Source organism: Cutibacterium porci (assembly GCF_009696315.1).
Taxonomy (GTDB): Bacteria; Actinomycetota; Actinomycetes; order Propionibacteriales; family Propionibacteriaceae; genus Cutibacterium; species Cutibacterium porci.
In genome coordinates this window covers 256,130-281,364 of record NZ_VUMG01000002.1, presented here as the reverse complement: position 1 = coordinate 281,364, position 25,235 = coordinate 256,130, and the positions used below count along the sequence as shown (strand labels likewise).

Below are 25,235 nucleotides of genomic sequence, written 5' to 3'. Positions count from 1 at the left end.
GGTTTGTAGAACACGCCTCAGCGGCTCGCTGTCGCGGCGCGGCGATATGGTGCCACGGTGAGTGAGGATCTCTTCGGCAACGTTACGTCAGCCCAGTCTGACGCGACCAGTGGTGGGTCCCTGGACACTCCCAACCCCGACGCACCACTGGCAGTTCGACTCCGTCCGCGTACCATTGATGAGATTGTCGGCCAGCAGCATCTGTTGACTCCTGGTTCACCTCTGCGCCGCTTGGCAGAGGGGACTGGGGCCATGAGTGTGTTTCTATGGGGCCCTCCCGGAGTCGGTAAGACGACGATCGCCTCAGTGGTCTCCCACGCCACAAATCGGCGTTTTGTGGAAATCTCAGCCGTGACGGCAGGGGTTAAAGACGTTCGTCGGGAACTCGATACCGCTCGGCGTCAGCTCGCTTTGGGTAAACCGACTGTGCTGTTCGTCGATGAGGTGCACCGCTTTTCTAAGGCCCAACAGGACGTCCTCTTACCAGCCGTAGAGAACCGTACCGTGACCCTCATTGCCGCAACTACTGAAAACCCGTCCTTTTCGGTCATTTCACCACTGCTGTCGCGGTCATTGTTGTTGACTCTCAAGCCACTCACAGATGCTGATATTTCGTCGTTAGTTGATCGAGCCTTGAGCGATCCGCGCGGTCTGCGGACTGAGTCCGACGGATTCTATGTCTTGGACGACGATGCTCGCGCTGACCTGTTGCACTTAGCTGGTGGAGACGCGCGACGTGCTCTCACCTATCTCGAAGAGGCCGCAGCGGGTGCTAGTGCTGCCGGTGCTGACACCATCACGAGCCAGATCGTCTCTACCGCAGTTGATCGGGCAGCAGTGCGCTACGATCGCGACGGCGATCAACACTATGACGTCATTAGCGCCTTCATAAAATCGGTGCGCGGCTCAGACGTCGACGCCGCACTGCACTACCTTGCCCGAATGATTGAGGCGGGGGAGGACCCCCGTTTTATTGCCCGGCGTCTGGTGATCCTTGCCAGCGAAGATATTGGCATGGCAGCCCCGAGCGTGTTGCAGACGTGTGTCGCGGCAGCCCAGGCTGTCCAATTGATAGGGATGCCAGAAGCTCGCCTCAACCTAGCCCAAGCCACTATTGCTGCAGCAACAGCGCCGAAATCTAACGCCGTCATTACCGCGATTGATGGGGCGTTGGCTGACGTGCGCGCTGGGAAGGGCGGTGTTGTTCCCGCTCACTTGCGCGACGCCCACTACGCATCGGCGCACGACCTCGGGCACGGGGTCGGATATCGTTACGCACACAATTTCCCACACGCAGTGGCCGAACAGCAGTACCTGCCAGACGACATCGCCTCGGTCCGATACTACGAACCCACCGATCACGGCAACGAGGCTGCCATTGCGCAACGTCTAAGCCAGATACGGGTGCTGCTGGGGCGAGATTCTGAGGAGAAGAAGTCATGACCTTGGGCCAAATAGCCGGACTCATCGCGGCGCTCGCGGCGGTGGTACTTGTCGCGCTGTGCGCGATTCCCTTGCTCAAGCTTGGTGGCGTCCTTGACGAGGTGCGCAAAACAGTCCGTGACGTCGACGAGTCCACTGTCCCGATACTCGAGGAACTCAAGGGTACCGTTGTTATCACTAATGGCGAGATTTCTAAACTCGATCAGGTGATTGAGGATATTCACACAATTTCTGAACATGGCACCGTCGTTACGGGCCAGGCCGCCGAATTGGCTCAGACGTTTACGCAGACGGTCGGAACGCCGATGGTCAAGGCTGCGGCCTTCGGCGAGGGGGTGCGCCGGACGATTCGTCGTCCGAGGCGGCGAGCGCGGCAGTCTCACGTTGAGAATGCACATCACCACCAGGTAGGCCCCAATGTTACGGCGGCCGAAGATGGCCCTGATCAGAACTGATCTGGGATAAGAGCAAGGAGCTCCCTATAATTCTGTGGCGCGGTGAGGTGTGGCCTGCTGCGTGTACGGGTAGGGTTAAGGCGCGGTGTCCCGACACGGGACGGCTCCTACAAGCCACAAAGAGCGACCACGTTGAGAAGGGCTAGGCATGAAAACAGCGGAGATTGGACAGCGCTTCGTCGATTTCTTTGAAGGTAAGGGCCATACCGTAGTACCGAGCGCCTCGCTGCTCTACAACGATCCGACTTTGCTGTTTGTGAACGCCGGCATGGTACCGTTTAAGCCCTATTTAATGGGTACGGAGCCGTCGCCATGGAAACGGGCCACTAGCATCCAGAAGTGCGTGCGTACCCTCGATATCGACGAGGTTGGCAAGACCACGCGTCACGGCACATTTTTCCAAATGCTCGGTAATTTCTCTTTCGGTGATTATTTCAAGAGCGAAGCTATTCAGTACGCATGGGAGCTTGTTACAAAGCCGACAGATCAAGGAGGTTTGGGGTTCGATCCTGCCAACATCTGGGTGACTGTTCTCGGGCCAGGGTTCCACGCCGACTACCCCGAAGGTGACATTGAAGCGCGCGAAGCGTGGCGTGCAGCTGGAGTCCCTGATGAGCATATTCAGGGCCGTTCCCTGAAAGACAACTATTGGCATATGGGGATTCCCGGCCCCGGAGGCCCATGCTCAGAGATCTACATTGATCGCGGCCCGGCTTATGGCCCTGATGGTGGCCCGGAGGCAGATGAAGACCGTTATCTCGAGATCTGGAACCTCGTTTTCGAGACTGAAGATCTCTCGGCAGTACGGGCTAAAGATGATTTCGACATTGCGGGCCCGTTGCGTAGCCTGAACATCGACACCGGAGCGGGTCTCGAGCGTATCGCCTACCTGCTGCAGGGCGTCGACAATATGTACGAGACCGACCAAGTTTTTCCTGTCATTGCGAAAGCGTCTGAAATGTCGGGTAAGCGTTATGGTGCTAACCACGACGACGACGTCCGGCTGCGTGTGGTCGCCGACCATGTCCGTTCCGGTCTCATGCTCATGACTGACGGAGTTACCCCCGGCAATGAGGCTCGCGGGTATGTATTGCGCCGTCTGCTGCGTCGCGTTGTCCGAGCTATGCGTCTACTTGGCGTCTCGGATCCGGTACTGCCCGAGTTACTTCCCGTTTCCCGTGACCTCATGGCTGAATCGTTCCCCGACGTTGTCACCCAGTGGGACCGCGTCATCAGCGCCGCCACCGCGGAGGAAGACACCTTCCGGCGGACGTTGAGCGCTGGCACCGCCATGCTCGATGCCGCGGTGGTCGATACGAAGGCGTCCGGGTCAACGATCCTCTCGGGGGAGAAAGCTTTCCAGCTCCACGACACCTACGGGTTCCCGATTGACCTCACTCTCGAGATGGCGGCCGAGCAAGGGTTGGAGGTCGATCGCGATAAGTTCACCGCCCTCATGGCTGAGCAACGTGCTCGCGCTAAGGCTGATTCCAAGGCCAAGAAGGGCCTACTCACAGATCCTGAGGCCTACGCTCAGGTTCGCGCTCTCGGTGAAACGCCATTCCTTGGCTATACCGATCTGACAGTCGATACTACGGTGACTGGCATCATCTCCAACGGCACGTCCGTCGTAGCTGCTGAATCCGGATCTGTCGTTGAGGTCGTGTTGGCCGAGACTCCGTTCTACGCCGAGATGGGTGGCCAGGATTCTGACTCCGGCATCATCCGTGCCAACGGCTTTGACCTTGAGGTTCTTGACGTACAGCGTCCGGTACCTGGGTTGATCGTCCATAAGGTACAGGTTGATGGCGATCTCGCCGTTGGAGATTCCGTGACGGCTGTGGTTGACCCTGCTACTCGGTTCGGAGCCTGTCAGGCCCATACCGCTACTCATATCCTCCATGCTGCTTTGCGTGAACTCGTGGGACCGTCAGCTACGCAGGCTGGTTCCTACAATAAGCCTGGCTACCTTCGCTTCGACTTCTCCGCGACACAAGGGCTTTCCGGTTCTCTGAAAGACGAGATCGAAGAGCGTTGCAATGTTGCTATTCATGACGACTTCGAGGTCACCGACACCCAGATGCCGCTGGAGGATGCCAAAGCCATGGGGGCCATGGCCATGTTCGGCGAGAAGTACCCGCCAATCGTGCGTGTTGTTGAATTGGCGGGGCCGTGGTCACGCGAGTTGTGCGGTGGTACCCACGTCGCCTCTACTGGCCGTATCGGGATGCTCAGTTTGTTGGGTGAGCAATCGGTCGGTTCTGGCACCCGTCGCGTCGAGGCCCTGGTGTCTACTGACGCTTTCCGTCACATGGCGGCTGAGCGGGCGCTCGTCAACGAGCTGACTGGAATCCTCAAGGTACAACCGGATCAGCTTGCTGACCGAGTCTCTAAGCTGGCCGCAGATCTCAAGGATGCCGAACGTAAACTTGCAGCCGCACGAACCCGCGAGCTCCTCGGCAAGGTGGACGGCATCGTTGCCGGAGCTACTGCGGCCGGGCCATGTGATCTCGTTGCTGCAACGGTGCCGGGCGTCGTGGGCGCCGATTTGCGCACCCTCGCTTCCGAGGTTCGGGCCCGTGTTAAGGATCGCCCTGCCGTCATCGTCCTTTTTGGGGGTACTGACGACAAGCCGGCCATGATTGTCGCCACTACTGAGTCTGCACGCGCTGCTGGTGCTAAAGCCGGTGTTCTCATCAAAGCTGGCATTGTGCCGATTGGTGGGCGTGGCGGTGGCAAAGACGACATGGCTCAGGGGGCTGGCAACGACCGATCCGGTATCGACGCTGCCTTGCGTGCCATCAATACCGAGTTGACTGCGCTGTGAACCCCACCGAGCATCCTGACACGTCGCTACGTGGTGTGAGACTTGCTGTCGATTGGGGAAAAGCGCGTATTGGTGTGGCCGCAAGCGACCGCGACGCGATTTTGGCTTTCCCTGTTGAGACGGTGCGGACCGCTGACTCTCCGATACGGCGCTTGGCGGAGATTGTTGCCGAGTATGAACCAGTGGAGGTCATTATGGGCCTTCCAGTAGCCCTCGACGGCACCGAGCAAGTGGCTGCCCACGATGTCCGCGACGCCGGACGCGAGTTAGCTCAGGCCATTAGCCCTATCCCGCTACGCTGGGTAGATGAAAGAATGACGACGCGTACTGCGGCCCGAGCACTTCACCAGGCCGGGCGGAATGCGCGTCAACAGCGTGGTGTGATTGATCAGGCCGCTGCTGTGGCCATACTTGAGCACGTGTTGGAACAAGTCCGGGCGGCACGATCAGAGACGATGACAGGAGGGGCGGATTCGTGAGCGGACCGTTTAACGACCACGAAGACCCCAAAGCGGAGTTCTGGTACAAGTTTCGCAGCGCCGTCGCCGTTATTCTTTCCCTGGCGGTTCTTGTTGGCGGGTGTGTCTTCGTCGGCGCGAAAGCCTACGACGCCTATATCTCATACAAGTCTGCTGACGACTACCTAGGAGATGGCGAGAAGGACGTCTTAGTTCGGGTACCTTCCGGCGCGTCAGTAAGCGAAGTCGGCTCGATACTACTCGACAACGATGTCATTAAGTCGACGAAGGCGTACAACAAAGCCATTCGCGAGTCGGAGTCTGACGTCACGATTCAGGCCGGTCAGTATAAACTCAAGACCCATATGAGCGCAGCCAAAGCTGTGTCTATCGTTGGGAATCCGGATAATATTCAGCGCACTCGCGTTACCCTTCCTGAGGGATTAACCACAGAGCAGCAGTTCGGGATTATGGCCAAGGGCACGACGATGCCCGTCGACAGTTTCAAGAATGCCTATAAGCAAACCGCGAAGCTGGGTTTGCCGGTCTGGGCTAAAGGGCGTCCGGAGGGTTTTCTCTTTCCGGATACGTATGAGGTGGGATCAAACCCAACGCCGCTAGAGATCTTGCAGATGCAAACGAATCAGTTTGCCAAGCAGGTTAATACAATGAATTTTATTGGCCAGGCTCAGACAATTAAACGCAGCCCTTATGACGCTCTTATTGTCGCCTCTATCTTGGAAAAGGAGGCGAAGCATCCGAAGGACATGCAGATGGTTGCTGGGATTATCTACAACCGCCTCCAGCAGGGTATGAAGTTGCAGTCAGATGCCACGGTGCTTTATGCCAACCATGCTGAGGGCAGGCTGACGACGACTGATGAGGAACGTGCTAAAGATTCGCCGTACAACACGTACCTCTACAGTGGCTTGCCGCCTACCCCAATTGACAATCCTGGAGCGGCATCCATGGAGGCGGCCGTGACACCTATCAAGAGTGACTATCTGTACTGGGTTGTTACGGATCCCGACAAGGGCACGACGGCGTATGCGAAGACGCTGGACGAGCACAAGGCAAACGTCAAGAAATTCCAAGCTTGGTGCCAGGCTCACAAGGGCAAGTGCTGAGTACATGCTGAGATAGGAGGAGTGGCAATGCACTGCGCGGTGATAGGCCACCCAATAGCTCATTCCTTATCCCCAGCAATTCATCGCGCTGCATACCAGTTCCTCAATCTGGACTGGACTTATCAGGCTATCGATATTGCCTCTGGTGGTTTGGGAGCGTTTATCGATGGGATTGACGATTCCTGGCGCGGATTGTCAGTGACGATGCCCCACAAGGTCGATGTGGTCGGGTTAGGCCAGACCGACTCGACAGTTGATTTGTTGGGTGCAGCAAATACCTGGGTTCGATGCGGGAAGAACGCCATTGTCCGCAATACTGACGTCACTGGGGCAGGTATTGCGCTTCGTGCCAACGGAGTGACGGACGTTGGCACAGTGGTGATGCTTGGCGCGGGTGCAACAGCCCGATCCGTCCTTGCCGCTACTATCGACCTCGGCGCGCGAGAACTCGTCGTGATGTCGCGCTCGCGTCAGCGATCAACGGAGATTCTTGAGCTCGCTCATCGCCTCGGCCTTCATGTTTCGTGGCAGCCTTTTGGGGCAGACCCTCCGCAGTGCGATCTCGTGGTCTCAACAGTTCCAGCAAGTTCACTGTTGACGCGTGCTGGGGATCTTGCAGCTCGAACGAAGGCGGTCTTCGACGTCATCTATGATCCCTGGCCAACCCCATTAACTGTCGCCGGTGAGGCCGCCGGCATCACCGTTATTGACGGTTTAGATCTGCTTGCCGGACAAGCTGTCGACCAGGTGCGCCTTATGACTGGCCGCCAGGTGCCGATGCGCTTATTGAGGTCCACAGCGCAGAACGCTCTGACCGAACGTACTCACCTTTGAAAGACTAGAACTCATGTTGCGTTACCTCACTGCCGGGGAGTCCCACGGTCCTGCTCTCGTCGCGACAATGGAGGGTATTCCGGCTCATGTCCGTGTAGGGGCTGTCGAGATTTCTACGGAGCTGCGACGCCGCCGCCTCGGGGTGGGGCGAGGTGCCCGCATGTCTTTTGAAGCCGACGAATTGGAATTGATTGCCGGATTTCGTCACGGTGAGACTCTAGGAGATCCCATCGCAATCCGGATTGGTAATTCGGAGTGGGAGAAATGGCGCACTGTCATGTCACCAGATCCGGTGGATCCCGCAGTGTTGGCGGGCCAAGCTCGTGGCGCTGCGCTGACGCGGCCCCGGCCTGGCCACGCTGATCTTGCGGGTATGCAGAAATACGACTTTGATGAGGCACGGCCGATTCTGGAGCGTGCTTCTGCTCGCGAGACAGCTGCCCGAGTGGCGTTAGGGGCAGTCGCGAAGGCTTTCCTTCGACAGGCCCTCGACATTGACGTGCTTTCCCATGTGGTGTCCTTGGGCCACGTCGAGGCTCCGGACAGTCTGCGTCCAAGGCCTGAAGACCTGCCCCGTATTGACTCCGATCCAGTGCGTTGCGCTGATCCGGCCACGAGCGAGCGCATGGTTGCAGAAGTTGAAGCCTGCCGGAAAGAGGGTGACACCTTGGGAGGCGTCGTCGAGGTGCTGGCCTATGGCGTACCAGCCGGGTTGGGATCGCACATCCAGGCAGACCGGCGACTAGATGCTCGTCTGGCCGGGGCCTTGATGGGCATTCAAGCGATTAAGGGTGTCGAAATTGGTGATGGTTTTGATCTGGCTCGCCGTCGAGGATCGCAGGCTCACGACTGGATTGAGCCGACCCAGTCCGGTATTCATAGGATGAGTGACCGTTCCGGTGGCACGGAAGGTGGCATGTCGACTGGCCAAGTACTACGGCTACGTGCGGCCATGAAGCCGATTGCTACTGTGCCGCGAGCATTGCCGACGGTGGATGTGGTTACCGGTCAGGCCGCGAAGGCTCACCACCAGCGTTCCGATGTGTGTGCGGTTCCGGCCGCCGGGGTCGTGGCCGAAGGAATGGTCGCATTGGTATTGGCCGAGTGTGCCTTAGAGAAGTTTGGCGGAGATTCGGTGGCTGAGACGCGTCGCAATGCGCAGGCCTACCTGAATCGTCTCGCTGATCGTGGTCTGGTGGTGGCTCCGTGATAGCCCTCATCGGTGCCCCTGGATCGGGCAAGTCAACCGTTGGCCCGTTGCTCGCTGAGCGCATCGGAGAACAGTTTGTTGACGTCGATGCCGTGATAGAGCAGATCGAGGGGCGTGACATCACCGAGATTTTCCTCGTTGAGGGGGAACCCTACTTTCGTGAGGTTGAGAGACGGGAGACTCTTGCCGCGCTTTCTGGCGACGGCGTGGTGTCACTCGGTGGGGGAGCCCCAGTAGACGCCGAGGTCGGAAAAGCGCTGGATCAAGTGTGCGTTGTCTGGCTGGACGTCTCAGCCCGTACCGCCGCTAATCGTGTCGGGCTGAAGGATACCGGTCGCCCGCTGCTGGGTAGCCAGGTGCATTCACAGCTCGTGCGCCTCATGAAAGAACGTCAGGCGGTCTATCAGCGACCTGCGACGATTCGGGTGGTCACTGACACGCTGTCACCGGAACAAGTCGTCGACGTCATCGTGTCGGAACTAGCCGACTTAGAGGGGAAGTCGTGAATCGTGTAGAGGTGACTGCGGACGAGCCGTACCAGGTGACGATCGGTCCGGGAGCACTCGCAGAGCTGCCTAACTTGGTGGCGGGCCGTCGAGCAGCGGTGGTATGCCCACAAACGTTGATCCATCTGGTCTCGCGCCTCGGTATTGATGATCCTGTGATCATCGCTATTCCCGACGCCGAAGCCGCCAAGACCCCCGAGGTTCTTGTCGATGGCTGGCACACATTGGCGCAGGCCACTATGACTCGTGGCGACGTCATCGTCGGGCTTGGAGGAGGTGCCACGACCGATATTGCGGGGTTCTTAGCCGCCACATGGATGCGTGGGATTGACGTCATTCACGTTCCGACAACAGTGCTAGCCATGGCGGATGCCTCGATCGGTGGCAAGACTGGCATTAATATCCCTGCCGGGAAAAACCTTGTTGGTGCCTTTCATGAACCCATTGGCGTTTTATGCGACACCGACCTACTAGCGACATTGCCCCTGCGAGAAGTACGCTCCGGTCTGGCGGAGATCGTCAAATGCGGATTCATCGACGACCCAGTCATTCTTGACCTCATTTCAGGCGATACTCATGTGACTGACGTCACGTCCCCAACTTTTGCCGAGGTGCTGACGCGTGCGGTAGCCGTTAAAGCTGGTGCCGTGAGTGCAGATTTGCACGAGCGGATGTCATCGGGAAATGAAGTTGGGCGCGAGAAACTTAATTATGGGCACACCTTAGCCCACGCTATTGAGGCGCACAAACACTTCACGTGGCGTCATGGTGAGGCTGACGCGGTCGGTATGGTGTTCGCGGCGGAGTTGTCACACCGGTATCTGGGATTGTCCGGCGACGTCGTCGCGCGTACTCGAGAGATACTATCTGGGATTGGATTGCCAGTAACATGCGATGGCGTCGAATGGGCAGATTTGCGCGAGACGATGAATCTGGACAAAAAAACGAGGATAGACCCGCGAACTGGGCGTCGGGTGTTGCGATTTGTCGGCATCGGTAAACCCGGTCTGGTGGCCATGATTGTCGACCCGGATGAAGCTGTGCTGGCTGAGTGCTATGCCAGGTGTTGTACGGAGTAGAGCCGATTAGCATCGGGTCGAGTCGTCGACGCGGGTTGACGGTTCCACGCATAGCATGGGGGCGTCTGAGTCAGTCTCCAACCATATCCCGGGCTCGACGTACCAACCTCGGATCAGGCTGTCCGACGACGTCCACATCTTTGCCCTCGTAGTCATACTGTGACAAGAAATACCTCATCGCATTGAGACGCGCACGTTTCTTATCATTTGATTTGATGCATATCCACGGTGCGGCATCGGTGTCGGTAGCGGCGAACATTTCCTCTTTGGCACGGGTGTAGTCGTCCCAGCGTCCCAGTGATTCTAGGTCCATAGGGGAGAGCTTCCAGCGGCGGACTGGATCGAGCTGGCGAATTGCGAATCGAGTGCGCTGCTCCTGCCGGGTAACAGAGAACCAGAACTTCGTCACATGAATGCCTGATTCGATCATCATCTCTTCGAGGATCGGCGCTTGACGAAGGAAAATCCGATGCTCTTCATCGGTGCAAAACCCCATGACACGTTCCACACCGCCGCGGTTGTACCACGAGCGGTCAAATAGGACGATCTCTCCGGCTGTAGGAAGGTGCTGAATATACCGTTGGAAATTCCATTGACCGAGTTCGCGGTCGGACGGTTTGTCAAGGGCTACGACACGACAACGACGTGGATTGAGGTGCTCGCTGAATCTCTTAATGGCTCCACCTTTTCCTGCAGCATCTCGGCCTTCAAAGACAATGACGTGACGCTCACCCGTGTCGTCAATAGAGTATTGAAGCTTGAGCAACTCAATCTGTAGGAGCCTCTTTTGGGTTTCATACTCGCGACGATCCATGAGGGTCGGGTATGGATAATCCTCGTGCCACGTTTCCACCGCTGAACCGTCGGGGGCGATGAGCTCAGGATCATCGCCATGCTCATCGGAGTCGACGACATATCCCGCGTCAGCCACCAGATCAATAAACTCGCGCAGAGAATGCTGGTCGGAATCCGTCGCGGGGTTGAAACTGGCTCGCAGCTCGGTGGAATCGAGGTCATGCATGGCGTCACATTATCGCGACCGTGGTATAGCAGAGCGGCCTGACGGTAAACGAATGGTGACGTCGTGATCTCTGGTAGATGTACACCTGCCCAGCGTGAAGACTGCTGGTTGAAAAGACCTCAACTGTTAAGGCTGTACCTGGCTCATCATTATCGCGAGTGAGCGTGGCGCCTTCCGCACCAACGTGGTACGCCATGATTCCGCTACACTTGGTCAAGATGGGCCCGCGTGGCTAACCCACCCGTCCATCTCCCATCCGACAACTCCGAAAGGGACCGACCTGTGGTTATCTCCACCAATGACATCAAGAACGGCACCGTTCTCGACCTTGACGGCCAGCTGTGGACGGTCATCTGGTTCCAACACCACAAGCCGGGCAAGGGCAATACCGTCGTGCGTACCAAGCTCAAGCACGTGCTGAGTGGCAAGGTCGTCGATCGTACCTTCAACTCTGACGTCAAGATTGAGTCCGCCGAGGTTGATCGGCGCGATATGCAGTACCTCTACCAGGACGGCGACGCTTACATCTTTATGGATGAGACAACCTATGAGCAGTTGCCGATTCCGACTGAGGTCGTTGGCGACGCCAAGGACTTCATGCTTGAGAACCAGACGGCGACCGTGGCTTTGCACGAGGGAAACCCGCTCTACATTGATTTGCCGGCCTCGGTTGAGTTGGAAATCACCTACACCGAGCCCGGCTTACAGGGTGACCGCTCCACCGGCGGTACCAAGCCTGCGACCCTCGAAACTGGACGTGAGATCCAGGTACCGTTGTTCATTACGACGGGTGAAAAAGTCAAGGTCGACACCCGGTCTGGTGATTACCTCGGCCGTATCTCTGAGAAGTGAGTACGAATAGCGTTCCGTCCTCTGGCGACGAAGGCCCCATCGAGAGGATCGGCGACCTCGAGGTCAGACGCGTCAGCGGGGATATTCAAAAACACGCGGATCTCTCGACACGGTCGAAGGCTCGAAAACAGGCTCTCGACATTCTGTTCGAAGCGGATCTCATGGGCGCTGACCCGCTGGATGTGCTGGCAGCTCGTCCAGGTGTCTTCACTAATCCGGTCAGGCCGTTCGCGGCTGAACTGGTCCGTGGAGTGGCTGCTACCCAGGTCGGCCTTGACTCGGTTCTGAGTGATTGCTTATCCGAAGGCTGGACGTTAGCTCGCATGCCGAGGGTAGACCGTATTCTCGCCCGCCTGGGAGCTTTTGAGATCTTGCATACGGATACCCCGAATGAGGCGGTGATTTCGGAAGCTATCGAGTTGAGTGAGGAGTTCTCGACCGACGATTCAGCCCCATTTCTCAATGGACTCCTTGGTGCTGTCATCAGTCATGGACCCGCCCGTACTGGGGATGAGGCGGACCCCTCAGACTCTTCAGTGCCGGAAGCTGCAGTATTCGATGACGCCCCAGCGTCAGATGATGATTGTGGCCAGGTAGCCATAGCCCAGGTGTCCATTGGCAATGACAATGTCGACGCTGCGCCTAGTGATTCAGATGGCTTCCTGTCCTCTACTGAGGCGGCCAATGTGGATACGGCTAGCAAAAATGTCATGGAGTCTGAGAATCGCGTGGGTGAGATTGGCCTGGTCGTTGGAGAACATCCAGCCTCAAAAGATCAAGAATTGGTGACAGATCTCGACAAAACGGACACAACCAGCGAGTAAGCATACTAATGTGCCGAACGTTTCCATCGGGTCCCCGGTGGAGACTTCCCGCTGTCGCGCCGAGGCGCTGCACACCTGATCGGAGGGGCTCGTGTCCATACCCACTCTTTCACCTGAACAGCTTTCGGCCGCTCGTGAAGCAGCGACACGGGCGCGAAGAGTCCGTGCTGATTTCAAAGCGCAGGTTCGCTCCGGCAATATCACCCTATCTGAGGCCCTTGATAAGGCAGCTAACGACGAAGTGCTTGCTCATGTCAAGGTGGTGGATCTGCTCAAGGCTCTGCCACGCGTCGGGGAGAAGCGCGCAGCGGAGATCATGGAGCGTCTCGAGATCGCTCCGAATCGGCGTATTCGGGGGCTCGGGCGCCATCAGATCGCTGGTTTGCGTGCTGAGTTTGATCGACGCTCCTAAATACCTCTGAGGAGCGTAAGTACCTCTGATGGCACCGTGTCGTTGCAAGCCATTAGGGTGTTCTTATGAGTAGTGACCCCGTCATCCCGAAGTCCCGAGGTCTTCGACATCGCGGCCCGGTCACCGTGGCTGTCGTCTCTGGGCCGACAGCTGTCGGGAAGGGGACCGTAGTGGGGGCTTTGATGCGTAGCCACCCAGAGATTGTCGTTTCGAGGTCGGTGACCACACGTCCGCCGCGTCCATCGGAACGCGATGGGATCGATTACGACTTCATCACCCCTGATCAGTTCGATAAGCTCATCGACACCGGCGGGTTACTCGAATGGGCAACCGTCCATAACAGCCATCGGTACGGCACACCGCGGGGGCCCGTGGAGCAAGCGGTTGCAGATCATCGCACTGTCGTCTTAGAGATTGACTTGCAAGGAGCTCGCCAGGTGCGCGAGACCTATCCGCAGGCGACCCAGATTTTCCTTGCACCACCCTCGTGGGACGAGTTAGTTCGTCGGTTGCGGGGTCGTGGTACTGAGACGCCGAAGCAGCAGAGCCAGCGCCTCGAGACGGCAAAGGTGGAGCTGGCCAATGCTGACGAATTCGACGCCGTCGTCGTTAACGATACCGTAGACCATGCAGTTGCGCGTCTGGTAGACTTGCTGAGTCTGTGACCATATCTGGAGGACATTCCTTGACTGAGACCACGCCTGAAGGCATCGTCAACCCGCCCATTGACCAGCTCCTCGAGCACGTCGACTCGAAGTACCGCCTCGTCCTCTTCGCGGCGAAGCGTGCCCGTCAGATCAATGCGTATTACTCCCAGCTGGCAGAAGGTCTGCTAGAGAATGTTGGCCCGCTGGTGGAAACTACTAACCAAGAAAAGCCGCTATCTATCGCTATGCGCGAGATCCAGGCCGGCGTCGTCGAGGCCCACGAGATGGATGCCGAAGAGATTGCTGCTCAAGCTGCTGCAGCTCAAGAGGCCCCGGCCATTGAGCTGGATGATCCGTTCGCGGACCTCGCTGATCCCAACGCCTGATCTGAGTCCGGCGTGAGTGTCGTCGTTCTCGGTGTTGGGGGAGGGATTGCCGCCTACAAAGCATGCTTGCTCTCGCGGCTTCTCTCCGAAGCCGGCCATGAGGTGCATGTTGTTCCCACTCAAGCTGCTCTCAAGTTCGTCGGTCGTCCGACATGGGAAGCGCTGAGCGGGCATCCGGTTCATACTGAGGTTTTTGACGACGTTCCCGGCGTGGAGCATATCCGTTTAGCAGAGCATGCCGACATCGTCGTGGTCGCTCCCGCAACCGCTGATCTCATGGCGCGCATTGCGGGAGGTCATGCCGATGACCTCTTGACGACGACGATTCTTGCCACTTCGGCGCCGGTGTTACTTGCTCCCGCCATGCACACCGGCATGTGGCGCAATGCAGCCACCGTCGATAACGTTGCAACTCTGCGTCGTCACGGCATCGTTGTTAAGAACCCAGCGTCGGGACGCCTTACCGGTCGCGACTCGGGCCCAGGTCGGCTACCTGATCCTGACGAAATTGCAGAATTCGTCGACCTCCTCCTCGCTGAGCCTGAGTGCGTCGACGCGATGACCCAGCAAGACCTCGCCGGACGACGTATCGTCATCTCCTTGGGTGGCACCCGGGAGGCCATCGACCCCGTGCGTTACCTCGGTAACGCGTCATCTGGTCGAATGGGCAGGGCGATCGCCCAAGTTGCTGCAGCCCGTGGAGCGGACGTTCATATCGTTGCCGCCCATACTGACGTTCCCATGCCGTCTGGCGTGCAGATCACCCACATTGATAGCACCGAGGACCTTGCCACGGTTATGGACGACCTAGCTCGACATGCCGATGTTGTCATCCAAGCCGTCGCTGCGGCGGACTTTGCGCCAGTCGCTGCCGAGACCAAGATCAAGAAACATGAGGGTGACGACGCTACAGGCGCGACGATGACCCTGCATCTTCATCAGACTCCCGACGTTTTGGCTCGCATCTGTTCCCAATCGGTGCAAAACAGGGTCGTCGTCGGATTTGCCGCCGAAACGACGCCAGACCGTGACCAGCTTTTGACGCTGGCCCAGGCCAAGCTCGCACGCAAGGGTTGCGACCTGCTGGTCGTTAATGATGTGAGCGGCGGAAAGGTATTCGGTACGGCTGGCACCGACATCACCATGGTCCACCAGCAGGGGCCCGGTCGTCGTATCACCGGATCAAAGTCGCAGGCGGCTGTCGCCATCCTCGATGAGGTCTTTGCGCTGCTGGCCACTCAGTAACACAATGCGCGGCTTGTGGCCGCGCGGACAGGAAACGTCATGCCAACTCATCTGTTCACGTCGGAATCAGTGACCGAGGGTCATCCGGATAAGATCGCCGACGCTATTTCCGATGCCGTCCTTGATGCCATGCTGGCCGAGGACCCTCATTCTCACGCTGCGGTGGAAACCATCGTGACGACCGGGCAGGTGATGGTCTGTGGCGAAGTCACCACCGAGGCCTATGTTGACATCGCAGGCATCGCCCGATCCCGCATTCTTGACATTGGCTATGACTCATCCTCCAAAGGTTTCGATGGCGCATCCTGTGGTGTTTCGGTCGCGATTGATGCGCAGAGTCCCGACATCGCCCAAGGGGTGACTGCAGCCTACGAAACTCGTCACGGCTCTACGGACGTTATTGACGCTCAAGGAGCCGGGGATCAGGGTCTGATGTTCGGTTATGCCTGTACCGAAACGCCGTCTCTCATGCCGCTGCCTATCGATATGGCCCACGCGTTGTCTCTGCAATTAACAAAGGTGCGTAAAGAAGGTGCGCTGGATTATCTGTGCCCTGACGGTAAGACCCAGGTGACGATTCGTTATGACGAGAACGACAAACCGGTGGCGGTCGACACCGTCGTGGTGTCGAGCCAGCATCGTGCAGGCATTGATGTAGATGCGACGATGAGCCCCGATCTACGTCGCCTCGTAATTGACCCGGTGCTGGAGCGTTATGACCTCGCCCATAAAGACATGCGGGTACTCGTTAACCCGACCGGCAAGTTTGTCATCGGTGGTCCCATGGGCGACGTCGGACTCACCGGTCGCAAAATCATTGTTGACACCTACGGTGGCATGGCACGTCATGGCGGAGGAGCCTTCTCGGGCAAGGACCCATCCAAGGTAGACCGCTCCGCGTCTTACGCGATGCGCTGGGTCGCCAAAAACGTCGTTGCGGCGGGCCTTGCTGATCGCTGTGAGTGCCAGGTGGCGTATGCCATTGGCGCTGCTCGTCCAGTGGGATTCCGCATTGACACTTTTGGTACGAATCATGTGCCTGAGGTTGCCATCGAGCGCGCTGTTGGTGACGTATTTGATTTGCGACCGGGCGCGATTATCGCGGACCTTGATCTACTGCGGCCGATTTATTCTCAGCTCGTGGCAGGTGGCCACTTCGGTCGTGATCTACCAGGTGTGACGTGGGAACTGACCGATCGCGCCGAGGCCTTGGCTGCGGCGGCGCATCTGTGAGAGAACACATGACGCTGCGGCTTGGTCGGTGGTGGGTCGTAGCATCTGCTGCATGACCGAACCACTGTTAGAGACGACATCGTGGATCGCCCATGTTGTCGTCTCTTCCGGTCTAGCCCACCTTGACCGCCCTTTCGACTATCTGGTCCCTGACGATCTTGTCGGCCGAGTTCAGAGCGGCGTACGAGTTCGGGTCAAGCTAGCCGGGCGGCTGTGTGATGGAGTCGTGGTGGCGGTCGATCATGAGCAAGAGCCTGGGGTTACACTGGCCCCCCTTGAACGGTTGGTGTCCGATCAAGTCGTTGCTACGCCAGGTCAGCTCAATCTGGCTCGTCACGTAGCTGACCACTGGGCAAGCACCCTCGAAGAAGTACTCAGGTGGGCTATCCCGACCCGCCACGCTACGACTGAGGCTGCCGATCCTCCTCCATGGCCTACCCCAACTGTAACCATGCCGTCTGGAACTCTTCAGACGCTGGATCGGGGTCGTCACTTCCTTGCATTACTTGAGGCTGGACAACGTCCTCGAGCGCACTGGCGGGTCACGCCAGTGCGCGGACCGGGAGACGACGATCGGCTCGGAGATTGGAAAAATGGCCTTCTGCAGGCAGTCTGCGCCACGTTGGCGTCAGGACGCAGTGCGGTGGTGTGTTGCCCAACAGTTGACGACGTCGCTACCGTGCATGCGACCTTTCAGGCTGTTTTGGGGGCCGGAACTGTCGCGGTGCTCCATGCTGATCAACCGGCCTCGGCACGATGGCGTCACTACCTGGCAGTTATTCGTGGCACAGCGAGAGTCGTGATAGGGACGCGCTCGGCCGTCATGGCTCCGGTGGCAAATGTGGGGCTCGTGGCGGTGTGGGATGAGGGGTCTGACCACCACGATGAGCCACGAGCTCCTTACCCTAATACCCGCGACGTCGCAGCGTTGCGAGCCCAGATTGACCACTGCGCCTTATTGTTGGCGAGCTACTCGTGTTCGGTACGCAGCGCCTCGTGGCTAGAGTCGGGATGGCTTGTCGGAATCGGCGCGGACCGCGCGACGATGAGGGCGGTTTGTGCGCCGGTCCGCATTCCCGGTGATTCAGATTTAGCTATGGAACGTGATCCGCTGGCACGGTCAATACGGCTCCCTGGGCTTGCCATGGCGACGATCCGCGACGGATTGTTGCGCGGACCCGTCCTGGTCTCGGTCCCGCGAGTCGGTGATCTTATCTCGCCGTCGTGCGCACGTTGCCGAACGCCGGTGCGATGTCCTTCGTGCGGGGGGCCTGCTACCGGTCGGCGAACCACATCCGGCGTCGATATGCATTGCACCTGGTGTGGTCGTCACTTATCCGCGTGGCGCTGCCCAGAATGCCGCTCCACTGACGTGAGGTCAGGAATTGTGGGGGCGACCACAACTGCCACGGAATTGGGCCGGGCTTTTCCGGACGTTCCAGTGGTGGATTCTTCTGCTAATCACGTTCGAGAGCGTGTCGATTCGACTCCGCGATTGGTCGTCGCTACTCCGGGAGCTGAACCCCTACCGGAATCGGGCTACAGCTGTGCGGTCATTTTGGACGCGGTGTCGTCCCTGTCGAGGCCTGGGTTAGCAACGGTGGAGCAGACTGTTGATCGGTGGATGGCAACACTCGCTTTAGTCCGATCGGTTCGCGATGGGGGCCGGGCAGTAATCGTTGGCCCCTCCGAAGACGCCTCGTTACAGGCCATGGTTCGAAACGACCCGATCGGATGGGCGACACGTGAACTCGCAGACCGTCGAGAGGCTCGCTTTCCGCCCGCAGTGCCGTGTGGGATTGTTGACGGTCACCCGAAAGCGGTTGCATTGGCTGCACAGCGGCTGCGCGAGTGGTTCGGCGCTGACCTTGAGGTTCTCGGTCCAGTGCCGCAACAGCACCGTCCTGGCGAGTCACAGCGGGACCGGATCATCGTGCGTCCCAGCGGCACGATGGCTCCGACAGAATTGTCCCAAGGGCTATTCCGGCTACGGTCTACGCACACGATGGGCCACGAGACAGGCAGTCTGCGCATCGTCATAGACCCGGTCAACATACTGTGAGGTCGATAGGCTTACCGTGTGAGACTTCTTTTTGCTGGTACCCCGGATGTGGCAGTCCCAACGCTGACGGCCTTGGCAGCCGATCGGCGCCACGAGGTCGTCGTCGTCCTGACCCGGCCTGACGCAGCGGTGGGGCGCCACCGCACCCCGCGTCCGTGCCCAGTCGCGATGAAGGCTGAGGAACTCGGTATCCCCACCATGAAGGCGGCAACCGTGAAATCCGGCGACGTTCACGACGCCGTCGCATCCCTCAACGTTGATGCTGCCGTCGTCGTCGCGTACGGAGGTCTCATTCCCGCCGATCTATTAACCGTTCCGCGACACGGCTGGATTAACCTCCACTTTTCCCTCCTGCCGCGGTGGCGTGGGGCAGCTCCCGTCCAGCGAGCCATTATGGCAGGGGACGCCGAGACAGGCGCGTGCGTCTTTCAGCTAGTAGAGGCCCTAGACGCCGGACCGATCTATCGCACGATGACAGTACCTATTGGTTCGACAACGACCGCCGGTGAGCTTCTTCAGGAGCTTGCTCAAACTGCAACGCCCCTTGTTATTAGCACCCTTGAGGATCTTGACGCTGGGGTAGCGCCGACGCCACAGTCTACTGAAGGGGTGACGATTGCCTCGCAAATCCACCCTGACGACGTCAGAGTAACCGTAACTGCCGATGCCGAGGACATTGATCACCTCGTCCGAGGTGCGTCCCCATCCCCAGGAGCGTGGGCCCAGCTAGATGACAAGCGTTTCAAAATCTTGCGGACCCGCCGCCTTGAAGCTGACGACGACGTCCCGAGCGTCGTCGCGACAGCCCAGCCAGGTCAACTTGTCGCTACCCGCAAGCAGCTATTCCTTGGCACTGGCTCACAGCCGCTAGAGCTGTTGTCGGTGCAGGCTTTCGGTAAAAGGACCATGAACGGGGCTGACTGGGCTCGTGGGGCCAATATCAACGCTGGAACTAGGCTGCGATGAGTCAACGTCCACATCAGAAGCGTCGCAAAGCTGATCCGCCGCGACGTTTAGCGTATACCGCTCTGTTGGCAGTGGAGACTCATGGTGCCTACGCCAACCTGGCACTGGCAGATCAATTGCGTGCCACCTCAATGACCGGGCGCGATGCAGCGTTCGCTACTGAATTGGTAGATGGAACATCCAGGGGAACCGGTACGTGGGACCGCATCATTGCGGCAGCGTCTGGTCGCAATCCCGCCAAGCTTCAGCCGGGCGTCCGGGTGGTATTGCGCATGGCGGCACATCAAATTCTAGCCATGCGAGTACCGACGAGAGCTGCCGTTGCGTCGTCGGTAGATCTCGCTGGTCAGGTCATCGGAGAACGCGTCACTGGGCTGGTTAACGCGGTATCGCGTCGTATTAGTACTCACAGCCTTGAGGAATGGGCCGTCACAATCGGTGGACGTGACGCTCTCGACATCATGGCATTGCGTACGCTCCACCCCACGTGGATCGTCGAAGCATTTCAGGATCGTCTCGACGCTGACGAGGTTGAAGACGCTTTACTAGCCGATAACAAACCGCCAGTTCCCACTTTGGTCGTTCGTCCTGGGCTCGCTCAGCGTGACGAAATCGAGTCAGGCACTCCAACTCGATACTCGCCGTGGGGAGTGGTGCGACCCGGCAATCCCTCTGACGTCGCTGCCGTGCGCGATGGACGAGTAGGTGTCCAAGATGAGGGCTCACAGCTGGTGGTCTTGGCTCTGTTGCGTGCGATTGAGGCCAATGGCTGTTCCGGGAAGTGGCTCGATTTGTGTGCTGGCCCGGGCGGAAAAACCGCGCTATTGGCGGGACTGGCGAATGAGCACGGTAGCAATGTGACCGCACTGGAGTTGCATGAGCACCGAGCTGAGCTCGTAGCAAAGGCCTTGGCGAACATACCGGGCGACCATCTCGTCATGACTGCTGACGGCACGCGCCCACCACTTGCGGCCCAGTCCTTTTCTGCCGTACTTGCTGACGTTCCGTGCTCGGGTCTGGGCTCTCTGCGCAGACGACCAGAAGCACGGTGGCGTCGTACCCCGAGAGACATCAAGGAGCTAACTCAGCTTCAGCGTGAGCTCCTCACCTCGGCGGTCAACCTCACCCGTCCGGGTGGAATCGTCGCGTACGTCACGTGTTCACCGCATCGCGCTGAAACTATCGACATCGTTCAGTTCGCGCGAACCTGCCTGCCTGTTGACGTCCTCGACGCTCCTGCCATGCTTTCGGACGTCCCGTACACCACGGCTTGTGGTGCTTCAGACACCGTCCAGCTATGGCCGCATCGCCATGGCACCGACGCCATGTTCTGTGCGCTCTTGCGTAGGCGTGACGAGTCAAAAATGCCATAACATGGTGCACTATTCCTCGCGTCGATGACCCCTATCCGTGATTAAATTATCCTGGCGTTAATGCGGGACGTTGGTTTATTAAATATAGGACTATCTAGGAGACTCCAACATGAGTACAACATTGATAAAGGTCTGTGCGCTCGGCATGACTGGTGCGATGGCTGTCGGCCTTGTCGCATGTGGAGGCAAGTCATCATCTTCCGATACACCGGCGACCACTGCCACACAGTCCTCGGCGCTGGCCACCGCGTCTGCGACGCCTACAGAAAGCACGCGGACCACGAACCTCAAGCGCCTCAGCAAGGATGATTTCACCAAGGCTGTCTCGGGCACGAAGATCAACAACCAGACATTCACCGTCGTCGATAGCTCGCAACTTGGCGCCCAGGTAGAGCAGGTTGTGCAGGCTATGAATCAGGCCAAATTTTCCCCGGAACAATGCGGACAGATTATTAAACAAACCACAGCTAGTGTCACCGGAAATGAGATAAACAACATTGTTTCCGCGGCCAGCACCGATCAGCCATCACCGTCTGCAATTAACTTCAACATCGCCATGTCGGATCGCCAGAAGAAGACGTACGAAAACGAGAGCGAGCAATTTTCTAAGTGCGGCCATGCGACCATGACCTTGCAGGGCCACAAGACAACGATGACTATGAAGGTAACTCCAATCAAGGGTTACGAGGACATCGCTAAGCAGGCGTCTCTCTACACGACCATCAGCTCGGCCGACAATGGTCCAGAAATGTCGTCGTCACAGGCATACGTGTGGCTTAAGAACGATCAGATGGTTCAAGCAAGTGCGCAAGATGCCGCCACAGCGCAGTCCACTCTGAAGGCGGCTGTCGACGCGCTGGGTATTGACGCAAAATGAGGCAGTGGCGTGGTTGTCCAGAGCAACCACGCGATCGACCCGGTTACATATGCAGGCAGCGGGCGGTGCCATTACACGAGTGCTATATGTCACACTCTGCGGTACAAAAGTTAGTCCAGGCCATGCCGCATAGATCTTTGGTATATGAGGTAGTGCCTTTCGGAGTGAAGAAGAGCTTCCGTATTCCCATAGTTCCTCCTTATCTGAGATGGTGAATTCGTCCGAAGTCGCGGACATAATCGTCCTACCGAGGAGACCCCCATGAGGATCAAGTTCATCGCCGCCCCGTTAGTCGCCGGTGCCCTGATGGTTCCAGCCACTCTTTCTACCCCCGCGGCTCAGGCTGCCGTTCCTGCCGTTCCGGCTGCGTCGAGTACCGCCGACGCACGCACGTTGCTCAATGACGTCAATGGCCGTATCGCGTCGCTCAACGACGATCTCAAGGTCGCCAAGGCTGCCCTGTCTCCCAAGGAAGTCATTGACACCATTACTGATCTTTTGAAGCAGGCCAAAGCACTTAAGGCTCAGCTTGAAAAGATCGTCAAGGGCGTCATTACCTTCGCCAAGACGATTCCCGCTCGAGTTGAATTGTTCCTGGCCATGTGTGATACCGCGCATACCGCCACCCTCACTCTTCAAGACAAGGTGCAGAACGCGCACACAATCGTGTTTCTCGAAATCGCTCACGCGATCAACGTGCTGATTACCATTGATTCCACTCCCGCCCAGCTGACCGATGAGGTGGCAGCCCTCAAGAAGGCCCTTGCTGAGGCTCAGGCTATGCCGGATCTCAAGCCAACCGATGTCGCGACGAAGTTCGTGCGCGCCAAGCTGGGCCGGCTGATGGTGCAAGTCCGCTTTGATCGCAATACGTGCGTCGTCAACTACAAAGACAGCGACACCATCCGTCTGCTCAATCGTGCTATCAGCAGGGCTGGGCTGGTCCGTGGCAACGCATGGGTGCGGGTCGCTGATGTCGATCAGGCTATGAAGGACCTCAAGGTCGCCTACCAGGATGCTCTCAAGGCTCCCAACAAGAAGGGCGCCCCGGCTTCGCCGTCGTTCTGTATGCCGGCTGCCGATGCTCCCGTCACTATTGCGTGATACGCGACAATCCTCGGGACTACTGTCGTGGTCCCGAGGATTGCCTATGTAAGAGAGCCAGCCTCACTCAGTCCTCATGAACGCCCCGGCCATATACGAGGTACGGTCGCGAGTCATAGTCGTAGCGGTGCACAATTCGGAAACCAAGATGTTCATGGAGTCCCATCGAACGGGAATTACGAGTGTCCACCATGGCGATGACTTCAGTTGCACCATTGTCCTTAGCGGCGGAAATCACGGCGTCGACCAGGGCGCGGGCCACTCCACGTCCTGACGCTGAATCGGCGACCGCTAAAGGCCCGTACATGATGACGCGCTGTGGGTCGAGTTTGTGAGTAGCTACATATTGCGCCAAACCGATAACCGGCGATTGCATGTCCGTGGCTTGGGGTGTCCAGTCATAGAACGCTGCACCGACGATATCGTCATCGACTGCTACCAGAGCTCCAAGGCTTTTCTCTAAGCGCTTGGCCATGCCAGCGGCATCCATACGGCCCTGGACAAAGCCTAATTTGGCCTTTTGCGCATCGCTCATACCGTCGCGCTTAAGGTCTTGATAGATTCGCCCGATCTGATCGAGGTCGGACGGGCTCGCTTGTCGGACAATCATCTACGTTCCCTTACGTGAGTTTGTGGTGGTCTGTTACGCGTTATGTTGTCGATTGACCTGTCAACAACATCACTACACAAGACCCTTTGAGACGGCGCGTCAACCTCTGATAAGGGTCCTTGCGCCTACCCGACGCTCTAGGCTGACGCCATGACAGTTCGCATCACACCGTCGATTCTCAATGCCAACCTAGCCAACCTCGCCGGCGAGGTGGGACGTATCCCGTCAGCGGACGGCGTACATATTGACGTCATGGATGGTCACTTCGTGCCGAATCTCGTCATGGGGGCACCGTTTGTGGCATCGTTGCGCCCGGCGACTGACCTCATGTTTGACGTCCATCTGATGATCGAGGACCCTGACAGATGGGCTCCGCAGTACGTCGAGGCGGGGGCCCAGTCGGTCACCTTTCATCTAGAGGCTGCAACTGCCCCCATCAAACTTGCTCGTGAACTTCGGTCGATGGGGGCACGGGCAGCAGTAGCATTGCGCCCAGCAACGCCAGTCGAACAGCTCGCCGATATTCTCACCGAGTTTGACCAAATTCTCCTCATGACGGTCGAGCCTGGTTTCGGTGGCCAACAGTTCCTCGACCCAGTGCTTGCCAAGATCCGCAAGGCCCGCAAGCTCATAGATGCGGCTGGTGGGGATATCTGGCTGCAAATTGACGGTGGTGTCTCAGTCGGGACCATTGAACGCGCCGCCGAGGCAGGGGCCGACACCTTTGTGGCCGGATCGGCCGTCTACCGTTCGAGCGACCCCGATACCGTGGTCACCTCATTGCGTGATCTGGCTGGTGCAGCCCAGGTGCGTGCCCGGTGAGGGGCTAGTGGCCCCGGTGGCGTAGGTAGGACTGGAACTCGACAGCAAGGACATCTCCGGTCAGCCCCTCAGAGAGGGCGGCGTCCTGCTCAGTTTCCAGCGCGGAGATGTATTCAGCCAATTCAGGGTGTTCGGCCACGGCTTCATTGATTGCGGCGGTCCATTCTCGCTTGTCTTCCTCAAGCCCACCTTGCGGAACAGCGATCCCCGTAAGCTCTTCGATTCGTACCAGGAGGGCTTGGGCAGCAGGAGGACACGGTGACTCACAAGCATACTGAGGAACCCCTACCCACAGACCTACAGCATTCATTCCGTAGTGGCGCGCTTGCGTAACCAGGACAAAGGGGATACCGGTGGGCCCGTCGTACTCGAGCTTTTCCGCCCCCAATTGGCTAATAAGGAGAGGGTCGGCGGCCGACACCATTATTGGAAGTTGTCGGGTATGTGCCACGTCAGTAGCCATGGCACCCAGGACCACGATGCCGGCCGGTTTGAGCTTGCGCAGCAGTCGAAGCAGCCGGAAACAGTATGTACGCCAACGCAGGCTCGGCTCGGGTCCGTCAACGACGACGATGGGTTGATCGTGCCATTTCCCGACCCTAATAGCAGTTCGTGGCCAATTGACGATCTCGATGTCGTTCATAACCGTAATGGCGGGACGGGTTTGGCGGAAATCATGAAAGATCTCACCATCAATCGTGCGCCATATTTTTGCATCGGAATACTCGGCGATGAGAGTCGCCGCCTGGGTAGCGGCCGAGCCGGCGTCGTTCCAGCCGCCGAAGGCCACAACGACCCATGGCCGGTCCATGTGTCGAAATCGCATGGTGCCAAGGTTAGCCTGCGCCCTAGGCTGAGTCCC

The 25,235-nt window shown here is 58.4% G+C and carries 25 protein-coding genes; 22 read left to right on the top strand and 3 right to left on the bottom strand.

Annotation, left to right across the window (positions count from 1 at the left end; genetic code table 11):
- Positions 1–57: 57 nt before the first annotated feature.
- The 9 genes from FYJ43_RS05285 to FYJ43_RS05245 all read left to right on the top strand — a co-directional run bounded on the left by FYJ43_RS05285 (position 58) and on the right by FYJ43_RS05245 (position 9,939).
- Positions 58–1,443 (top strand): replication-associated recombination protein A, encoded by a 1,386-nt coding sequence (locus tag FYJ43_RS05285; RefSeq protein ID WP_326833360.1) that lies wholly within the window; start codon positions 58–60, stop codon positions 1,441–1,443.
- The gene (locus FYJ43_RS05280; RefSeq protein ID WP_154562679.1) at positions 1,440–1,898 is read left to right on the top strand and encodes a DUF948 domain-containing protein; all 459 of its coding nucleotides are present in this window, start codon (positions 1,440–1,442) and stop codon (positions 1,896–1,898) included. The genes FYJ43_RS05285 and FYJ43_RS05280 overlap by 4 nt, the downstream gene beginning before the upstream one ends.
- A gap of 148 nt (positions 1,899–2,046) precedes the next feature.
- Positions 2,047–4,725, top strand: a complete 2,679-nt coding sequence (gene alaS / locus FYJ43_RS05275; protein ID WP_154562677.1) for an alanine--tRNA ligase — start codon at positions 2,047–2,049, stop codon at positions 4,723–4,725.
- 35 nt (positions 4,726–4,760) lie between these two features.
- Positions 4,761–5,204, top strand: a complete 444-nt coding sequence (ruvX, locus tag FYJ43_RS05270; protein WP_326833359.1) for a Holliday junction resolvase RuvX — start codon at positions 4,761–4,763, stop codon at positions 5,202–5,204.
- Positions 5,201–6,310 carry an endolytic transglycosylase MltG gene (gene mltG, locus FYJ43_RS05265; protein WP_326833358.1) on the top strand — a complete coding sequence of 370 codons (1,110 nt, stop codon included), beginning with the start codon at positions 5,201–5,203 and terminating at the stop codon, positions 6,308–6,310. The genes ruvX and mltG overlap by 4 nt, the downstream gene beginning before the upstream one ends.
- Positions 6,311–6,337: 27 nt before the next feature.
- Entirely contained in the window at positions 6,338–7,144 is an 807-nt protein-coding gene (locus tag FYJ43_RS05260; RefSeq protein WP_154563376.1) for a shikimate dehydrogenase, read from the top strand.
- 13 nt (positions 7,145–7,157) lie between these two features.
- Positions 7,158–8,354, top strand: coding sequence for a chorismate synthase (gene aroC, locus FYJ43_RS05255; RefSeq protein ID WP_154562675.1), 1,197 nt, complete (start codon positions 7,158–7,160; stop codon positions 8,352–8,354).
- Positions 8,351–8,860, top strand: a complete 510-nt coding sequence (locus FYJ43_RS05250) for a shikimate kinase (protein WP_326833357.1) — start codon at positions 8,351–8,353, stop codon at positions 8,858–8,860. Before aroC ends, FYJ43_RS05250 begins: the two co-directional genes overlap by 4 nt.
- Positions 8,857–9,939 carry a 3-dehydroquinate synthase family protein gene (locus FYJ43_RS05245; protein WP_326833356.1) on the top strand — a complete coding sequence of 361 codons (1,083 nt, stop codon included), beginning with the start codon at positions 8,857–8,859 and terminating at the stop codon, positions 9,937–9,939. The genes FYJ43_RS05250 and FYJ43_RS05245 overlap by 4 nt, the downstream gene beginning before the upstream one ends.
- A 70-nt stretch (positions 9,940–10,009) precedes the next feature.
- Here the strand turns inward: FYJ43_RS05245 and ppk2 are convergent, their stop codons facing one another.
- Entirely contained in the window at positions 10,010–10,960 is a 951-nt protein-coding gene (ppk2, locus tag FYJ43_RS05240; protein WP_195839910.1) for a polyphosphate kinase 2, read from the bottom strand.
- A gap of 282 nt (positions 10,961–11,242) precedes the next feature.
- Between ppk2 and efp the strand changes: the two genes are divergently transcribed.
- The 12 genes from efp (at position 11,243) to FYJ43_RS05180 (ending at position 22,941) form a co-directional block, all read left to right on the top strand.
- The gene (gene efp, locus FYJ43_RS05235) at positions 11,243–11,812 is read left to right on the top strand and encodes an elongation factor P (protein ID WP_326833443.1); all 570 of its coding nucleotides are present in this window, start codon (positions 11,243–11,245) and stop codon (positions 11,810–11,812) included.
- A complete protein-coding gene (nusB, locus tag FYJ43_RS05230) occupies positions 11,809–12,636 on the top strand; it encodes a transcription antitermination factor NusB (protein ID WP_326833355.1) in 828 nt (275 codons plus the stop codon). The genes efp and nusB overlap by 4 nt, the downstream gene beginning before the upstream one ends.
- Positions 12,637–12,727: 91 nt before the next feature.
- Positions 12,728–13,048 (top strand): integration host factor, actinobacterial type, encoded by a 321-nt coding sequence (gene mihF / locus FYJ43_RS05225; RefSeq protein ID WP_326833354.1) that lies wholly within the window; start codon positions 12,728–12,730, stop codon positions 13,046–13,048.
- 65 nt (positions 13,049–13,113) lie between these two features.
- Complete coding sequence (gmk, locus tag FYJ43_RS05220; RefSeq protein WP_154562673.1) at positions 13,114–13,713, top strand: guanylate kinase; 600 nt, start codon at positions 13,114–13,116, stop codon at positions 13,711–13,713.
- Positions 13,714–13,733: 20 nt separating this feature from the next.
- A complete protein-coding gene (gene rpoZ / locus FYJ43_RS05215; RefSeq protein WP_002516821.1) occupies positions 13,734–14,081 on the top strand; it encodes a DNA-directed RNA polymerase subunit omega in 348 nt (115 codons plus the stop codon).
- 12 nt (positions 14,082–14,093) lie between these two features.
- Positions 14,094–15,326 carry a bifunctional phosphopantothenoylcysteine decarboxylase/phosphopantothenate--cysteine ligase CoaBC gene (coaBC, locus tag FYJ43_RS05210; protein WP_326833353.1) on the top strand — a complete coding sequence of 411 codons (1,233 nt, stop codon included), beginning with the start codon at positions 14,094–14,096 and terminating at the stop codon, positions 15,324–15,326.
- Between the two features lie 39 nt (positions 15,327–15,365).
- Complete coding sequence (gene metK / locus FYJ43_RS05205) at positions 15,366–16,559, top strand: methionine adenosyltransferase (RefSeq protein WP_154562671.1); 1,194 nt, start codon at positions 15,366–15,368, stop codon at positions 16,557–16,559.
- Positions 16,560–16,611: 52 nt separating this feature from the next.
- Positions 16,612–18,621 (top strand): primosomal protein N', encoded by a 2,010-nt coding sequence (locus tag FYJ43_RS05200; RefSeq protein WP_154562669.1) that lies wholly within the window; start codon positions 16,612–16,614, stop codon positions 18,619–18,621.
- An 18-nt stretch (positions 18,622–18,639) separates the two neighbouring features.
- On the top strand, positions 18,640–19,587 hold the full coding sequence (gene fmt, locus FYJ43_RS05195) for a methionyl-tRNA formyltransferase (protein ID WP_326833352.1): 948 nt from the start codon (positions 18,640–18,642) through the stop codon (positions 19,585–19,587).
- Complete coding sequence (locus FYJ43_RS05190; RefSeq protein ID WP_154562667.1) at positions 19,584–20,960, top strand: RsmB/NOP family class I SAM-dependent RNA methyltransferase; 1,377 nt, start codon at positions 19,584–19,586, stop codon at positions 20,958–20,960. The genes fmt and FYJ43_RS05190 overlap by 4 nt, the downstream gene beginning before the upstream one ends.
- Before the next feature lie 109 nt (positions 20,961–21,069).
- Positions 21,070–21,837: a hypothetical protein gene (locus tag FYJ43_RS05185; RefSeq protein ID WP_154562665.1), complete on the top strand. Its 768-nt coding sequence runs from the start codon at positions 21,070–21,072 to the stop codon at positions 21,835–21,837.
- A 261-nt stretch (positions 21,838–22,098) separates the two neighbouring features.
- On the top strand, positions 22,099–22,941 hold the full coding sequence (locus FYJ43_RS05180) for a CAMP factor family pore-forming toxin (protein WP_154562663.1): 843 nt from the start codon (positions 22,099–22,101) through the stop codon (positions 22,939–22,941).
- 67 nt (positions 22,942–23,008) lie between these two features.
- Here the strand turns inward: FYJ43_RS05180 and FYJ43_RS05175 are convergent, their stop codons facing one another.
- Positions 23,009–23,551: a GNAT family N-acetyltransferase gene (locus FYJ43_RS05175; RefSeq protein ID WP_154562661.1), complete on the bottom strand. Its 543-nt coding sequence runs from the start codon at positions 23,549–23,551 to the stop codon at positions 23,009–23,011.
- A 150-nt stretch (positions 23,552–23,701) separates the two neighbouring features.
- Here FYJ43_RS05175 and rpe point away from each other — a divergent pair, with 150 nt between their 5' ends.
- Positions 23,702–24,373 carry a ribulose-phosphate 3-epimerase gene (gene rpe / locus FYJ43_RS05170; RefSeq protein ID WP_154562659.1) on the top strand — a complete coding sequence of 224 codons (672 nt, stop codon included), beginning with the start codon at positions 23,702–23,704 and terminating at the stop codon, positions 24,371–24,373.
- Between the two features lie 4 nt (positions 24,374–24,377).
- Here rpe and FYJ43_RS05165 read toward each other — a convergent pair whose 3' ends face one another.
- Positions 24,378–25,184, bottom strand: coding sequence for a proteasome assembly chaperone family protein (locus FYJ43_RS05165; protein WP_154563364.1), 807 nt, complete (start codon positions 25,182–25,184; stop codon positions 24,378–24,380).
- Positions 25,185–25,235: the final 51 nt, after the last annotated feature.